Annotated in this window: 11 protein-coding genes and 1 pseudogene; 9 read left to right on the forward strand and 3 right to left on the reverse strand. The window is 68.2% G+C overall.

Annotated elements, in window-relative coordinates:
* Window positions 1-329: 329 nt before the first annotated feature.
* On the reverse strand, window positions 330-1,256 hold the full coding sequence (locus ACJ8AT_RS14740; protein ID WP_407738358.1) for a TIGR02757 family protein: 927 nt from the start codon (window positions 1,254-1,256) through the stop codon (window positions 330-332).
* Between the two features lie 123 nt (window positions 1,257-1,379).
* Between ACJ8AT_RS14740 and ACJ8AT_RS14745 the strand changes: the two genes are divergently transcribed.
* Window positions 1,380-2,393: a hypothetical protein gene (locus ACJ8AT_RS14745; RefSeq protein WP_407738359.1), complete on the forward strand. Its 1,014-nt coding sequence runs from the start codon at window positions 1,380-1,382 to the stop codon at window positions 2,391-2,393.
* A 6-nt stretch (window positions 2,394-2,399) separates the two neighbouring features.
* Here ACJ8AT_RS14745 and ACJ8AT_RS14750 read toward each other — a convergent pair whose 3' ends face one another.
* Both ACJ8AT_RS14750 and ACJ8AT_RS14755 read right to left on the reverse strand, forming a co-directional pair.
* Window positions 2,400-2,861 carry a molybdenum cofactor biosynthesis protein B gene (locus ACJ8AT_RS14750; RefSeq protein WP_407738368.1) on the reverse strand — a complete coding sequence of 154 codons (462 nt, stop codon included), beginning with the start codon at window positions 2,859-2,861 and terminating at the stop codon, window positions 2,400-2,402.
* 274 nt (window positions 2,862-3,135) lie between these two features.
* Window positions 3,136-3,453: a Rieske (2Fe-2S) protein gene (locus tag ACJ8AT_RS14755; RefSeq protein WP_407738360.1), complete on the reverse strand. Its 318-nt coding sequence runs from the start codon at window positions 3,451-3,453 to the stop codon at window positions 3,136-3,138.
* Between the two features lie 141 nt (window positions 3,454-3,594).
* Here ACJ8AT_RS14755 and polX point away from each other — a divergent pair, with 141 nt between their 5' ends.
* The 8 genes and pseudogenes from polX to ACJ8AT_RS14795 all read left to right on the forward strand — a co-directional run.
* The gene (gene polX, locus ACJ8AT_RS14760; RefSeq protein WP_407738361.1) at window positions 3,595-5,346 is read left to right on the forward strand and encodes a DNA polymerase/3'-5' exonuclease PolX; all 1,752 of its coding nucleotides are present in this window, start codon (window positions 3,595-3,597) and stop codon (window positions 5,344-5,346) included.
* A gap of 45 nt (window positions 5,347-5,391) precedes the next feature.
* On the forward strand, window positions 5,392-6,000 hold the full coding sequence (locus tag ACJ8AT_RS14765) for a serine protease (RefSeq protein ID WP_407738362.1): 609 nt from the start codon (window positions 5,392-5,394) through the stop codon (window positions 5,998-6,000).
* Window positions 5,997-6,722 (forward strand): myxosortase MrtX, encoded by a 726-nt coding sequence (mrtX, locus tag ACJ8AT_RS14770; protein WP_407738363.1) that lies wholly within the window; start codon window positions 5,997-5,999, stop codon window positions 6,720-6,722. Before ACJ8AT_RS14765 ends, mrtX begins: the two co-directional genes overlap by 4 nt.
* A gap of 109 nt (window positions 6,723-6,831) precedes the next feature.
* On the forward strand, window positions 6,832-8,898 hold the full coding sequence (locus ACJ8AT_RS14775; RefSeq protein WP_407738364.1) for a hypothetical protein: 2,067 nt from the start codon (window positions 6,832-6,834) through the stop codon (window positions 8,896-8,898).
* Between the two features lie 258 nt (window positions 8,899-9,156).
* A complete protein-coding gene (locus ACJ8AT_RS14780) occupies window positions 9,157-12,249 on the forward strand; it encodes a TonB-dependent receptor domain-containing protein (RefSeq protein WP_407738365.1) in 3,093 nt (1,030 codons plus the stop codon).
* A 14-nt stretch (window positions 12,250-12,263) separates the two neighbouring features.
* Entirely contained in the window at window positions 12,264-12,986 is a 723-nt protein-coding gene (locus ACJ8AT_RS14785) for a hypothetical protein (RefSeq protein WP_407738366.1), read from the forward strand.
* Between the two features lie 151 nt (window positions 12,987-13,137).
* Window positions 13,138-14,589, forward strand: a complete 1,452-nt coding sequence (locus tag ACJ8AT_RS14790) for a hypothetical protein (RefSeq protein WP_407738367.1) — start codon at window positions 13,138-13,140, stop codon at window positions 14,587-14,589.
* Window positions 14,586-15,425 (forward strand): annotated as a pseudogene (locus tag ACJ8AT_RS14795) (hypothetical protein); the annotation flags it as partial. The gene ACJ8AT_RS14790 and the pseudogene ACJ8AT_RS14795, both read left to right, overlap by 4 nt.

The raw sequence follows: 15,425 nt of genomic DNA on the forward strand, positions 1-15,425 counted from the left end.
AGGCCCCGCCCCCCGCAGAGGCGAACGCTACCCTATGCTTTGAGCGATCACTCTCGGCAATCCAGGCGATACGCACCAAGGCATGACCCAGACAGCCCCCCAAGCATCATACCCGCTGAAGAATGGGGAAATGATGGTCAGTTGCTCTTCGGCGTCAGCAATGAGTTCCCGCACCTTCGCGTAAATGGCACCATCCGTCAGCAACTGCGGGTCACTTCCAAACAACCCCATAGGATTCCCCCTCCGGTCTCGAAGGACACTCTACCCAATGTCGCGAACCCAAGGCACTGAGAACGGGTGTGGCTGTTCGTGCTTCCTGAGCAGTTGCCTCAGACTCCTCGCGGCTTCATCTTGAGGACACGAGGCCCCACGGCACACGAGGGCAGCAGCAGGCACTTCGCGCAGTTCTCCGCCACGGGCTTCGCTGGGCACACCCCGCTCATGCCGTAGTGGCACAGCGCGAAGTCGTACCGGACGGGATCCGCCTCATCCAGCCGCCGCAGCGAGGCCGTCACCTCCTCCGCCGTCCGCCAGCTCAAGTCACTGCGCCGCGTCAACCCCAGGTGCCGGGCGATGCGCCCAATATGCGTATCCAGGGGAATCACCAGCGCCGACGCCGGCATCCGCTTCCAGATGCCGAAGTCCACCGCATCCGGCCCGCGCACCATCCACCGCAGGTACAAATTGAGCCGCTTCGCCGCGCCCGGCCCCAGCGGAGAGGGCAACAGGTGGTGCAGCCCCCGCTCCTTCCCGAGCACCCGCCGCAGCTCGCCCATGGGCACGTCCCGCAGCGCCGCCGTGAAGTCACTCAGCGCTCCGTGCATCGAGCCGTGCGCCTCCCACCCTCGAACGAAGAGCGCCTCCAGGCTCCCGTGCTCCCGCAGCGCCCGCCCCATCCCCAGCAGCAGCACCGCCACGTCCGTGCCCACGTTGAAGCGGTACACGAACCCGTGCAGCAGCTCGCGCGCTCCCGCCACCTCCAACTCCCGCACGAAGGCGGCCGGGGACGCGCCCATGCGCCGCAGCAGCGCGTCCACCTTGGGCCGGAACAGGTCCGCCCGGCCATACGCGAGCGCCGCCGCCAGCAGCGCGCTCACCTCGATGTCCCGGGGATCCGAGTACCGGTGCGGGAACTCCACCGGATCAAACCCGATGCGCGAGCGGGCATCCGTCGATGCCACGAAGGACTCCAGGAGCGGACGCAGGCGCTCGGCCGCCTTGGCGGACAACCCCGTACTCCGAGAACGCCTGCTCACGTGACAACCTCCACCGGTTGAGGCTCTCGATCCCCGCTCGAAAGCGAGGCCATCTCTGTGTATTGCCTCATATGCTCGGCGCACGGCAATCGCCTTCAGGGAGAACGGATGAGGGGTGTACGTATGGTGCGACACAGCATGTGGCTCGGGCTGGCGGTGCTGACCGGAGCCCTCTCGACGCAGGCCCGCGCCCAGCCCGCGGCGGATCTCACGGGCGTCTACAAGACCAAGGGCGGAGAGCTGGCCGTCCTCCAGGCGGAGAACGAGTCGCTCCTGTACTACTCGGGCGTCTTTCCGCAGGGCAACAGCGTGGGCACGTGCGAGTGCCTCCTGGCGCTCCAGCAGAAGAAGTCCCCCACCGAGTGGACCTTGCGAGGCAGTGACAGCTCGGACGCCTGGGCCCTGCGCCTGGATCCCAAGAAGCTGACGCTCCAGAGCAGCCAGCCGGGCTGCTGCGGAGCGGGCTTCCCCGGCTCGGGCGCCTTCACCCGGGGCAACGTGAAGCCGCCGCAGAGCTGCAAGGTGAAGGCCTCCCGCGCGTACTTCTACGCGCCGGATGAGCAGAACACCCAGCGGAAGATGTTCGTGGTAGCGGGCGACTCGGTGGAGGCCTACGTGCCCGCCGTCGAGCCCGACCTGGTGCCCGCGCGCTTCAAGGGCTCGAAGAAGGCAACCGTGGGCCTGCTCAAGCTCGCGGAGCTCGACTGTCAGCAGCAGGCCTCCAACGCGCCAAGCGCGCCGGCCACGGGCGCCGGGAGCATCGCGTCCCTGGCGGGCAAGTGGACCGGGGTGGAGCGCGAGGGCCAGGGCTACGTCATCCGCGAGTACTGCGAGTCCCACACCCCGCGCTTCAACCTGAAGCCCGGAGGCGACGTGGACATGGACTACGGGCGGGAGAAGGAGCACCTGAAGGTGACGGACCTCAAGTCCGGCGCGGCGGGCGCGTACACCCTGGAGCTCAAGCACGACAGCGGCTCGAAGGAGCCGGTGGAGTGGACGGTGGCCGATGCGAAGCAGGGCATCGTCCAGCTCAAGGGCTCGAGCACCTTCCCGAAGGGCGCGCTCTTCGTGCGCGACGACAAGAAGGCGGGCATCCCCAAGGAGCGCAAGGGCTGCGACGAGTCCGAGGAGGAGTAGCGCGCCTCAGCGCGTCAGCTCTCGCACCAGGTGGCCCAGCTCCGGGAGGATGAGCGCCTCCAGCGCCAGCTTCACCGCCTGGGGCGAGCCCGGCATCGCGAAGAGGATCATCCCCCGGTACGTGCCCGCGGTGGCGCGCGAGAGCATCGCCGCGCTGCCAATCTCCTCGTAGGACAGCATCCGGAAGATCTCTCCGAAGCCGGGCAGCTCCTTCTCGAACAGGGCGCGCAGCGTCTCCACCGTGGAGTCCCGCCGGCCAATGCCCGTGCCCCCGTTGAAGAGCACCGCACGCGCTCCGGCCTCGGCGGCCTCGGCCAGCACCGCGCGGATCGCATCCGGCTCGTCCTTGATGAGCTTGTAGCCGCACAGCGTGTGCCCCTCGGCCTCGAGCCCGCGGCGCAGCACCTGCCCGCTCTCGTCCCGAGCCGCATCCCGGCTGTCCGAGCACGTCACCACGAACACGCTCACCTGCGCGGGAGCGTGCGCCTTGTGCTCGTCCGCCGCGTGCGAGTGCCCGTGCTCGTGCCCCGCGTGGTGGTGGTGGTGATGCCCGTGCTCAGGGTGGCCATGGTCGTGACGGCCGGGCCGCGGAGGCGGAGGAGGCGGGGGTGGCGGGCGGTGCCCGTGCTCGGGGCGGCCCCGGTCATGCGAGGCCCCATGGCCATGGTCGTGGTCATGACCGTGGTCGTCGTCGTGATCGTGCCCGTCGTGTCCCATGGCTGCCTTCCCGTCGCGCTGCCGGTTAATCGATCGAGGGAACGTCGAGGACGATCTCCCCGTCCTCATCCACGTCGACCTTCACCACCATCTGGTCATCGGCGATGTCCGGAGAGGTCTTGTTCTCGCCGGTGTCCAAGTCAAAGCCGACCTCGTGGCAGGGGCAGATGACCAGGTTGTCCTCGACGCGGCCTCCGGACAGGAGGCAGCCGGCGTGGTTGCACCAGTCATCGAGGCCCTTGTAGCGCCCATTGACCTTGGCGATACACACGTTGCGGTTGCCTACCTCGTAGCCCCGCATCTCCTTCTCAGCGAAATCCGCTGGTCCGAGCTTGATCTTCATCGGCCTCGTTCTTCCTCACTCAATAAAACGACGGGTGGTCCCCCAACAGGGCTCCTTCTACCCTGCCCCGCCGGGCTCGCGAAGGTCCTTCTCGATCACTGACGCCTGCGCGCTCGCCCCACTCGGGTTACCTTCTCTCACGTGAACCCTCCCCCGCTCGACAAAGCCGCCGTCGCCAAGATCCTCCGGGACGTCTCCCTGCTGCTCCAGCTCAAGGGCGAGAACACCTTCAAGGTGCGCGCTTATGACACCGCCGCGGACCGGCTCACGGGGATGACCCAGGACCTGACCATCCTGGTACGGGAAGGCCGCCTGCAAGAGCTCCCGGGGATCGGCCAGGGGCTCGCCGAGAAGATCTCCGAGCTGGTGACCACGGGGAGGCTCGGCTTCTACGAGGAGCTCAAGGCCGAGTTCCCCCCGGGCCTGCTGGAGCTGCTCCAGCTTCCGGACATGGGGCCCAAGAAGGTAATGGCCCTGTTCAAGGAGCTGACGGTGAGCAACGTGGCGGAGCTGGAGAAGGCCTGCCGTGACGGGCGGGTGCGCCAGCTCAAGGGGTTCGGCGCCAAGAGCGAGGCGAAGATCCTGGAGGGCATTGCCGTGTACCAGCGCGTTCACGGCAAGCGGAAGCTGCTGGGGGACGTGCTGCCCACGGTGGACGGCCTGCTGGAGCGCCTCAAGGCGGTGCCCGGGGTGATTCGGGTGAGCCCGGCCGGCAGCGTGCGGCGCCGCGCCGAGACGGTGGGAGACGTGGACTTGCTGGCCTCGGCGGCGCAGGCGGGCCCGGTGCTGGACGCGCTGGCCAACGCTCCGGGCGTGGCGGTGCTGATCGGCAAGGGCGAGAGCAAGTGCTCGGTGCGGATGACGGAGGGAGATCTCCAGGTGGACCTGCGGGTGCTGCCGGACGAGGACTTCGCCACGGCGCTGCACCACTTCACGGGCTCCAAGGCCCACCACGTGCGCCTGCGGGGAATCGGGCAGGACCAGGGGTACAAGATCTCCGAGTGGGGGGTGCACGACAAGGACGGCAAGAAGCTGCCCATCCGAGACGAGGCGGACCTCTACCGGCTGCTGGGCATGCAGTACGTCCCGCCGGAGCTGCGCGAGGACCACGGCGAGATCGAGGCGGCGCAGGAGGGCCGGCTGCCGGAGCCGCTCGTCACGATGGAGGACGTGCGCGGGGTGGTGCACTCGCACAGCACGTGGTCGGACGGGAAGAACTCGCTGGAGGAGATGGCGCGAGCGGCCCAGGCGCTGGGCCTCCAGTACCTGACGGTGACCGAGCACAGCCAGGCGGCCGTCTACGCCGGAGGGCTGAAGGAGGACGATCTCCAGCGCCAGTGGGAGGAGATCGACCGGGTGAACGAGAAGGTCCGCGGCTTCCGGCTGCTCAAGGGCATCGAGGTGGACATCCTGGAGACGGGGGCGCTGGACTACCGGGACAGCGTGCTGGAGCAGCTGGAGGTGGTGATCGCCTCGGTGCACGTGCGCCACAGCATGAACGAGGAGCAGATGACCCAGCGCGTGCTGAACGCGATGGACAACCCGTTCCTGAACATCATCGGCCATCCGACCGGGAGGCTCATCCACGAGCGGGAGCCGTACCCGCTGCGCATGGAGGCGGTGCTGGACCGGGCCGCCGAGCGCGGAGTGGTGATGGAGGTGAACGGCAAGCCGGCGCGGCTGGACCTGAAGGCCGAGCACGTGCGCCAGGCGGTGCAGCGAGGGGTGAAGCTGGTGGTGAGCGCGGATGCGCACAAGGTGGCGGATCTGCACCACCTGCCCTTCGCGGTGGCCACGGCGCGGCGGGGCTGGGCGCGCAAGGGTGACATCCTCAACACGCTGCCGGCGGAGCGGTTCATCTCCACGCTCAAGGCCCAGCGCGCCTCCCGGTGAAGTCCCCTTCCGCGTCCGCGAGGCAGTGCTAACCTCGCGGGCGCGGTGACACCTCGCCTCCTTGCCCTCTTCCTCCTCGGTCTCAGCCTCGTGGCGCGCGCCTCGGGCGTGAATCGTCCCACGCGAGCGGATCTGCAGAAGGCGCTGGAGCTCCATGAGCGCTCGGTGGTGCGCGTCATTGCTCCTCGCCGCGCCGGCCCCGGCGTCATCGTCGGCAGCGCGGGCCAGGTGCTCACCGCCGTGGACCACGTCAGCCTGGAGACCACCGAGGTGGAGATCGGCGGAAAGCGCCTGCCCGCCTCGGTGGTGCTCGCCAACGCGTACCTCAAGGTCGCCGTCATCGCCGCTCCCAGCGGCACCTACCCCTCCGTGCCCGTCAAGGTGCTCCCCGATGGCCTCGATGGGCAGTGGCTCATCGGCGTCGTGCCGGGCCGAGGCAAGAAGCCCGCCGAGCCCTTCACCGCCGTGGCCCGCCGCGACAAGCAGGAGCCCTTCGTGGACGTGGATCTTCCCTTCGTCCCGGGCTCTCCCCTGTTCGACACGCAGGGACGGCTCGTCGCCGTCGTCGTCCAGCGCCGCCCCGGTGGATGCCGGGCCCTGCCGTTGTCCGCCGTGAAGCTCCAGCTCGCCTCCGCGGCGGCGGGGACGCCATGAGCCTCTCCACCGCCCAGCCCTCGCGCCTGTCCGCCGTACAGGAGGTGCTCACCCTCTGGGCGGTGGGCTTCCTGGGCATCATCCTCTCCTTCGCGCTCTTCGGCGGCAGCAGCATCCCCAAGCTCGTGGCCACCGTGGGCTTCCTCTACCTGCCGCTCATCCCCATGCGCTGGCGCGACGAGGACTACCGCGACTACGGCCTCACGCTGCGCGCCTGGCGCCAGGATCTCCGGCTGTTCCTCACGCTGAGCCTCATCGTCGGCCCGCTGTTCTTCCTCGGCTTCTACTTCTGGGTGGAGCTCATCCCCCACCTGCCCCAGGAGCTGGCCCGGCTGCTCTCGCCGCACCTGGGCACCGGGCACTTCTCGTTCCGGCTGCCCCCGCGCTTCGCCGAGTGGGTCATCGACCAGCTGTTCGTCGTGGCCCTGCCCGAGGAGTTCTTCTACCGGGGCTACCTGCAGACCCGGCTGCGAGACGCGTGGCCCGGAGGGCGCAGGGTGCTCGGCGCGCGGCTGGGGCCCGCCTTCTGGCTCACGGCGGTGCTCTTCGCCCTGGGCCACCTGGCCATCTTCCAGGCCTGGCGCCTGTCCGTCTTCTTCCCCGCGCTGCTCTTCGGCTGGATGCGCGAGCGCTCGGGCACCGTCGCCGGCTCGGCGCTCTTCCACGCCGCCTGCAACCTCTTCGTGCACATCCTCGAGGTCTCCTTCTTCGGCGGCGCGTGAGCCAGGGTTTCTGTTCACGAAATGACAGTTTTGGGGAGAGCGGTGCTTGCTGTCTTCCATTGAACTCGCCCAGATGCGCGCCTTGTTTCCCCCCCAAGGAGCGAATCCCATGCGAAGACAAGCTCTCAGGACGGTCCTGAGCACGCTGGCAGGTGTCTGCTTTCTGCTGAGCACCTCGTGTTCCAGCGACACCCCGAAGCCCGAGCAGCAGGCGGGAGAGGTGCTGCAGTTCGAGCTCACCGAGCAGAACGTCCACAACTACTTCTTCCGCCAGGATGGGGTGGCGGCGCACGCGCTCACCACCTCGGGGCTGGCCCCGCGCGTGGTCTGGGCGTTCCCCTCGGAGAACACCGGCATTGGCGTCTGGTTCTACCCGCCCGCCCAGCCGACCGAGATCCTCATGGAGGACAAGCTCGCCCCCGTGCAGAAGTCCACCGGGATGTGGGGCGTCACCTCCACCCTGTCGAGCGACGCCTCGCTGCTGCGCGTGAAGAAGGCCGTGCTGGGCAACGTGCGCAACGTCCGGGACTACTTCTACGGCGCCACCATTCCCCCCGAGTTCGACTACCAGGTGACCCAGGGCCCCTCGTCCATCCGCCTCACCCTGAACTGCTTGGATGGCAAGCACCACATCCAGCTCACGCTGGAGTACCTGGACGGCACCAAGGGCGGAGTCGAAGGCAGCCAGATTGTCTTCCACGCGGGCAGCAGCGGGAAGATCCGCCTGAGGGCCACCGCGCTCATCGACTATGAGCAGCTGACCCCCTTCCCCACCGACGAGCTGGTCACCGCCCAGGCCGCCAACAACCCCACGGCCTTCAACGCGCTGGCCTTCCTCGCCTACAAGGAGAAGCTGATGGCGGGCTCGTGGCGCTTCCTCACGTACTTCGGCCGCGACACGCTGCTCTCGCTGCGCATGCTCATGCCCGTGCTCCAGCCCCAGGTCATGGAGGCGGGGCTGGGCGCGGTGATCGATCGCATTGGCACCAACGGCCAGGTGGCCCACGAGGAGGCGCTCGGGGACTACGCCTGGGTCGTCCGGGTGAACAACAAGGAGCAGGCGCCGGCTCCGCCCGCGGACATGTTCTCCCCCTGGCTGGACTACAAGATGATCGACGCGGACTTCATCTTCCCGGCCGTGCTCGCCGCGTACGCCGCCACGCCCAACGGCCAGCAGCACATGCAGGACTTCCTCCAGCGCACCACGCCCTCCGGCGAGAGCTACCAGAGCGCGATCAAGCGCAACCTCGAGCTCATCGTCCAGCGCGCCACGCCCTTCAGCCAGAACCCGGTGGCCACCAACCTGGTCTCCATCATCCACCCGGAGGTGGGCAACTGGCGTGACTCGGGCTCGGGGCTGGGCTTCGGCAAGCTGCCGTATGACGTGAACGTCTCGCTGGTCCCCGCCGCGCTCAGGGGCGCCGCCAGCCTCTACGCCGCCGGGCTGCTGGGCCCCGACACCAGCCGCGCCACCACCCTCAATGACATGGCCGCGGTCTGGGAGGCGAAGGCGCCCGCCTTCTTCGAGATCCAGGTGGACGAGGCCACCGCCAAGGCGCGCGTGGCCGCCTACGCCACCCGCGTGGGGCTGGATCCCGCTCCGGCCGTGGCCTCCATCACCGGCCCCATCACCTACCGCGCCGTCTCGCTCAAGGCGGATGGCACCCCGGTGCCGGTGATGAACACGGATGATGGCTTCGCCTTCCTCTTCACCCACCCCACGGACGCCTTCCTCCAGGAGGCCGCCGGCCGCATCCTCCGCCCCTTCCCCGCGGGCCTGCGCACCGACGTGGGCGTGGTGGTGGCCAACACCGCCCTGGATGCTCCGGACTCCTCGCTGCACGGCACCTTCACCCGCGGCGACTACCACGGCACGGTGATCTGGTCCTGGCAGCAGGCCATGCTCGCCGCGGGCCTGGAGCGCCAGCTGCAGCGCACGGACCTGAAGCCCGAGACCCAGGCCCAGCTCAAGGCCGCGCAGACGGAGCTGTGGAAGGTCATCCAGGCGGCCTCGGCGCTGCGCTCCGGTGAGCTGTGGAGCTGGCAGGCCAAGAACGGCAAGGCCGAATACGACTCCTTCGCGGACGCGGCCGTCGCCGAGAACCGCTTCGTGGACGAGTCCAACGCCGCCCAGCTCTGGAGCACGGTGTACCTGGCCGTGCAGCCGCCCAAGTAGGCTCCGCGCCCCCAGTCCGTGGGCTCGGTGAGGTGAAGCCGAGCCCACGGGCCGACCCATCAGGTCCTCTCTTCGAGGTGGCCCTCCCAGGTCATCTCACTCAGAGTGTTCACCAGTAGTCAAAAAAATGGGTTATAGCTGGGAACCCGGTTCTCACCGCACCGTGCGGTGGGGCACCCATCCGAGGGGGCATTCCCAGTGAATCGTCTTCAGAGAAGTCAGGCACCCGTCCTGGCGGTACTCGCGCTGTGCACGGCCTTGTGGGCACCTTCCGCCCGGGCCCAGCAGAACTCTTCCGTCATCACCGGCACCATTCAGGATGCCAGCAACAGCAAGCCCGTGGCGGATGTCACCGTCACGGCCACCTCCGCCGCCCTCCAGGGCGAGGAGGTCGCCGTCACGGACGCCTCGGGCACCTACCGGATTCCTCAGCTGCCCCCCGGCGTGTACACGCTGCGCTTCGAGAGGGAGGGCTTCAAGCCCTACTCGCGCACCGAGATCACCCTGCGCCTCAACCGCACCATCCGCCTCAACGCGCAGCTGCTGCCCGAGGAGTTCCAGTCGACGATCGAGATCTCCGGCACCCCGCCCAACATCGACGTGGCCTCCTCGCGCACGGGCGTGAGCGTGGACACGGACGTGATCCGCAACATCGCGGTGGTGCGCCCCGGCTCCAAGGGCAGCGCGGCGCGCTCCTTCGAGAGCCTGGCGGAGCTGGCCCCCGGCGCCAACTCGGACGCCTACGGCGTCTCCATCAACGGCACCACCTCGCCGGAGAACGGCTTCCTGGTGGATGGGCTGTCCACCGGCAACCCCTCCACCGGCACGCTCGGCTCGCCCATCTCCGTGGAGTTCATCCAGGAGGTGAACGTCATCACCGGCGGCTTCATGCCCGAGTTCGGCCGCTCCACCGGCGGCGTGGTGACGGCCGTCACCAAGTCCGGCTCCAACGAGTTCCACGGCACGCTCTTCAGCAACCTCACCCCCGGCAGCTTCGAGGGCGCGCCCCACACGGTGCTGCGTCAGGGCAGCGTCATCACCACCACCCAGAAGCTGTGGAACCTGGGGGACTTCGGCGCGGATCTGGGCGGCCCCCTGCTCAAGGACAAGCTCTGGTTCTACGTGGGCGTGGCGCCCTCCTTCACCCGCCGCCAGCTCGAGCGCAACCTGAACGCCTTCGTGGTGGACGACAACGGCGCGGTCGTCCTGGACGACAACGGCTTCAAGCGCACCCAGCAGATCCAAGGCACCACCTCGGACTACTTCGCCGATCAGCGCTCCGTGCAGTACATCGGCAAGCTCACCTGGCAGGCCGCCGAGAACCACACCCTCACCCTGTCCGTCTATGGCTCGCCCAGCACCTCCGGCGGCAATGGCCGGTACGCCTTCCGCGTGGATGACAACGCCCTGGAGACGGACAACCTCTCGGGCACCTACTCGGCGCTCGCGCACCGCGTGGAGTCGGACTCGCGCGACATCTCCCTCAAGCTGGCCTCCTCCTTCCTGGACAAGAAGTTCCTGCTGGACGCCACCGTGGGCTGGCACCACCAGCGCGACGCCACCCTGCCCTCGGATGGCAGCGGCATTGGCGACACCACGGGCCTGGCCGGCATCCCCCAGTTCGAGATGCTGCGCTCCTCGTCCACGAGCGGGCAGCACTTCTACTCCATCAACGAGTTCGAGCAGCTGCCGGACCCGTCCGTGTGCGAGCCCGCCGGGACGTTCAACGCCGTGCGCTGCCCCGCGTTTGACTACTTCCTGGGCGGCCCCGGCTTCCTGCAGGACCGCACCGTGGAGCGCTACCAGGGCAACGTGGTGGGCACCGCGCTGCTCAGCGCCATGGGCCACCACGTCATCAAGGCCGGCCTCGACACGGAGCTGATGAAGAACCAGGACATCCGCGGCTACTCGGGCAGCGTCTTCTACCGCGAGGCCACCAGCGGCCTCACCTTCACGGACTTCCGCGCCTTCGGCTACCTCACCGGGCCGGATCAGGTCGTCATCCAGCCCTCGGTCAACCCCTCCACCCGGGCGCTGGCCATCGGCGGCTTCCTCCAGGACTCCTGGAACGTGATGGACAAGGTGACGCTCAACGCGGGCCTGCGCTACGACACCCAGAGCATCTACGGCACGGGCGGCGATCTGGCCTTCACCCTGCCCAACCAGCTCTCCCCGCGCGTGGGGCTGATCTACGACTTCACCCAGCAGGGCCGCTCCAAGCTCTACGCCAGCTTCGCGCGCTACTACCAGAACGCGGTGCTGGCCATGGTGAACTCGCAGTTCTCCAACATCACCCGCATCCAGGCCACGCGCCGGCGCGCCGCCCAGGGGGACGCTCCCGGGTGCGATCCGCTCACCCAGGCGGCGCCCTACTCGGAGTGCCGCAACGAGGGCAACGTCGTCCCCAGCAGCAACGCCAACCTGCTGAGCCCCAAGTACAGCCAGACCTTCGCCATCAACAGCCCGGTGGATCCGGATCTGCATCCTCAGTCCTCGGATGAGCTGGTGGTGGGCGGCGAGTACGAGCTCTTCGCCCGCGCCACCCTGGGCTTGTCCTACACGCACCGGAACGTGAACGACATCATCGAGGACATGTCCATCAACGAGGCCACCAACTACTTCATCGGCAACCCGGGCCGCGGCATCGCCTCGCAGTTCCCCAAGCCGGTGCGCAACTACGACGCCTTCACGCTGTCGCTCAACAAGACGTTCGCGGACCTGTGGCTCTTGCAGGCCAGCTACACCTGGTCCCGCCTGTGGGGTAACTACTCCGGCCTGTTCCGCCCGGAGAACCTGCAGCTGGCGCCCAACGTCACCTCGGACTTCGATCTCATCTCCCTCACCGAGAACCACACGGGCCTGCTGCTGCTGGATCACACCCACGCGGTGAAGCTCTACGGCGCCAAGGAGTTCCCCCTCACCGGGAAGATCAGCCTCAACCTGGGCATGTCCTACCGGGGCACCTCGGGCGCGCCGATCAACGTCGTGGGCACGCACTACATCTACGGCCCGGACTTCACCTTCATCCTCCCGCGCGGCGCCGGGGGCCGGCTGCCCTTCGTGCACAACATCGACACGCGCCTGGCGGCCAACTACCGGCTGTCCGGGAACATGACGGCCAGCCTGAGCGTGGACGTGTTCAACCTCTTCAACTTCCAGCAGTACACCGCCGTGGATCAGCGCTACACCGCGGACACGGTGGACGCGATCGTCAACGGCACGAAGGCGGACCTGGGGAACCTGACGGTCCGCAACTCCACCACCCTCGCCGTCGTCAACCCCAACTTCGGCAAGCCCACCGCGTACCAGTCGCCCCGCAGCATCCGGCTGGGCGCGCGCCTCTCGTTCTAAGCGGAGCCTCCCCCATGAAGACCCTTTCCGCCTTCACCTGGATCCTCCCGCTCGGGTGCGCCGCCGTGCTGAGCGCCTGCAACACGAGCGAGCCGTTGCCCCAGTGCACCGTCGGCCGCGGCGAGCACGCCGTGCGCTACAGCCTCGTCAGCGGCAGTGGCCCCTGCGCCCAGAAGCACGCCGAGATCATCGGCGCGCAGATCTTCCGCACGCCCGGCTCGGGCATTCCCCCCTCGCTGGAGTTCAAGGCCGCGTCGCTGGCGGCCAACCAAGGCAAGGACACCGCCAACTCCGTCACCGCCTCGGGGGACTTCACCACCGAGTACCCCAGCGAGGACGAGCTGTGCCTGGTGCCCACCATGTCCTCGGCCCGCCAGCGCATCGTCCAAGCGGATGGGACGACGAAGGATCTGAGCTACCAGTGGAGCAACATCCGAGTGCAGGGCTCGGCCGCCATCCCTGGCACCCAGTGGGCCGCGGACCTCACCTATACAGAGAACGACTGCAACGCCACCTACACCGTGGTGGGCCTGTTCCCCGCCATCAAGTGCGAGAAGAAGGTCACCGTCACCAACCCGGACGGCACCACGACGACGGTGACCGAGCCGGATCCCTCCGTCTGCCAGAAGCCGCAGCCGGGCCTGTCGATTGATCCGACCTTCCCCACCACCTGCGATGAGACGGCCCACCTGTGCGTCCTCAAGGGAGAGCCGCCGTCGCAGATCCGCCAGCCGTGAGGCGGGGGGGCGCTGGTGAGCGGGGCACTCCATCGCGCGTGCCCCAGTCTCATGGCGCCCGAAGCACTCGAGCCCGACCGCGGGTGACAGGAGCCTTGGTATGAGGCCATGTCATCCGCGTGGGCGGCTGTCTTCGTTGAACTCCACCCTCATGCCCCCGCCCGCCCTGCGCTTGTGGCTGGCCCTGCTGGAATTGGCGCTGGCAGTCGGGTGCGGGACGACACAGTCCGCCCTCCCCGTCCTCGCTGCCGACGCGCCCCTGCGTTACTCCGCCTACTGCGACACGCCGGGGCATGTTCGCAGCGAAGCGTGGGCGCTGGCCCTCATGGGCCACGCCTCGCACCGGGAGCAGGTGTACCTCCAGGCACGCGAAGGCCTGTACCCCGCCTCAGAAGTGTGGCTGCACCTGGAGTCGGTATGCCGGGGAGCCGGCGGAGTGATGGCGGAGGAGCACGCCGGACGAAAGTGCGCGCTGCTGCCGCCAGAGCTGGGCTGTGAATTCAACTGGAACCCGGTGCGCTCCCTCATGCCCGGAGAAGGGCCGGGCCAGCAGCGGCTGCTGGAGGTGTACAAGGAGGGGTACGACGCTCGCTGGGAGCAAGTGAAGAAGGGCTACCGGCTCAGAGCGGAGACGGCACGCGCCGGGATGCTGGTGGCGGGAGTGGCGCTGGGCCGAAGTCCGGCGGCAGCCGAGTCCCAAGCCGAGACAGCCGAGGCTCGAGCCGCGGCGGCGGAAGGCCGAGCCCTCGGCGCGGACGCGCACATCGCGGCGACGGAGGCGGGGGTCGCGGGCGATGGCGCCGGGGCGCTGCTCTCCGCGGAGACGCTGGGGCTGAGCCGTGAGCTGGGGGCTGAGGAAGCCAGCGCCCTGGAGACGCGGTTGCTGGAATGGGAGGCGGAGTCCCGAGGGACGCGCGAGGCCTTCTCCCTGGAGGAATTGCGCAGTGGGAGGCTCGCTGCCAAGGCTCGACCTGCGGAGGTGGCCGAGGACAGTGCGCTGTGGAGAGAATTCGAAGGCTACCGCCAGCGGCGCTTCCGGCAGGTGCGTGCCCAGGGAGCTGGCGGCAAGGGCGCTGTCACCGCGAAGCCCCCCTTGCGCTGGGAGGCCTACCAGGAGCTTCGCGAGCACTTCCAGGCCTCTATTGCTTTCGAGACCCAGGTGGGCGGAGTGCTGGTGAACGAACTGGAGCAGGAGGTGGGTTCACGCAGGTTGTTGAAGGACTCGCGGCAGCCGCTCATTGCTCGACACGTGGGCACGAAGAAGGCGGGAGTGGCGGGGGTGCTTTACCCGGACTACCTCGTCGTGGACGAGGCGACGCTGGAGGAAGGCACGCCCCGTGTGGACTCCATGAGCGTCAAGAAGCGCAACTTCGCGAACAAGAGCGATAGGGATGTACGGCGTCAGGTCGAAGCCGACGCTGAACAAGCGAAGAGCCAGTATGGAGGTCAACTGGAGGTGCGACGGCTCGGGCATCCGCTTTACAACCGAACCATTCAAGTCTCGAAGGTCCACTTGGTCTATGACACGACGGGCGTGGGTAAATGGAAGATGGTCATTCAGGAGGTCTGCGACCAACACCATGTAGAGGTGCACTTCGAATGAAGGGCTACGAGGAGTGGAACCGCTCCGATGAGCTCTGGGTGGCCCTCTACTTCGCGGCCAACCCGGTAGCCTCAAGCGACACGGGCTTGGAGGCGGTTCTGGAAGTCATCGAGCACGAAGCCGGGCTCCTCATGCCAGAGCAGGTTGCGGGCAAGCGCCGGTACCGCTACACGCGGCGGCGTGCCCACGAGGAGCTCGCCCGGAATACGTCCCAGGACTATTCGTGGTTGCTGCTGGAACGCAACACGAAGCCTGAGGTGCTCTGGCATCTGTCCTTCGGCGGAAATGGCCCTGGCCTCTACCTGCGCTTCACTTCCTCTCCGCTGAGCTTCTTCCGTCAGGACGAGGCAGCGGAGGCGCGGTGCCAGCAAGTCGTCCGCGTGGTGCGTGCGCTGTGCCAACGCCTGGGCCCAGTGGACTATGGCTTCGCCCACAGCCGCGCGGATGAGTTGCTGGGAAGCGACCCGCACAAGAGCAAGCCCAGCGCCCCACCGGGCGCCTACGAGGCCTACTGGCTCAACGTCTACGGCAAGCAGTTGGTGGACTCCCTGGGCCGGCAGCGCGTGCTCACACTCCCTGCCCAATCCGTCGAGCCCCTGCCCTGTGGTGGCGTGCTGTGGCTCTCCCGTCCCACCGTCGCGGACTTCGACAGCCCGGAAGCCCGCCGCGCGCAGGCCCGCTGCCTCGTCCACCTCCGCCCGGAGCTTCGCCTGGAAGAAGTGGAGCGCACCCTCCTCGAGCGCAGCCTGGCCTTCCAGCCCCTGGAGGAGCGCTTTGATCCAGACATCGCCGACCTCATCGAACTCATCCTTCAGGAGCAGACGGATCTGTCCAGC

Origin of the sequence: Hyalangium sp., assembly GCF_045802625.1 — a bacterium.
In the GTDB taxonomy this organism is placed as follows: Bacteria; Myxococcota; Myxococcia; order Myxococcales; family Myxococcaceae; genus Hyalangium.

Bases quoted from the DNA above. Each gene is read 5' to 3' on its own strand.
- ACJ8AT_RS14745 (WP_407738359.1), top strand. From the start codon at position 1,380: ATGGTGCGACACAGCATGTGGCTCGGGCTGGCGGTGCTGACCGGAGCC.
- ACJ8AT_RS14755 (WP_407738360.1), bottom strand. From the start codon at position 3,453: ATGAAGATCAAGCTCGGACCAGCGGATTTCGCTGAGAAGGAGATGCGG.
- mrtX (WP_407738363.1), top strand. From the start codon at position 5,997: ATGAGCCTCTCCACCGCCCAGCCCTCGCGCCTGTCCGCCGTACAGGAG.
- ACJ8AT_RS14775 (WP_407738364.1), top strand. From the start codon at position 6,832: ATGCGAAGACAAGCTCTCAGGACGGTCCTGAGCACGCTGGCAGGTGTC.
- ACJ8AT_RS14785 (WP_407738366.1), top strand. From the start codon at position 12,264: ATGAAGACCCTTTCCGCCTTCACCTGGATCCTCCCGCTCGGGTGCGCC.
- ACJ8AT_RS14790 (WP_407738367.1), top strand. From the start codon at position 13,138: ATGCCCCCGCCCGCCCTGCGCTTGTGGCTGGCCCTGCTGGAATTGGCG.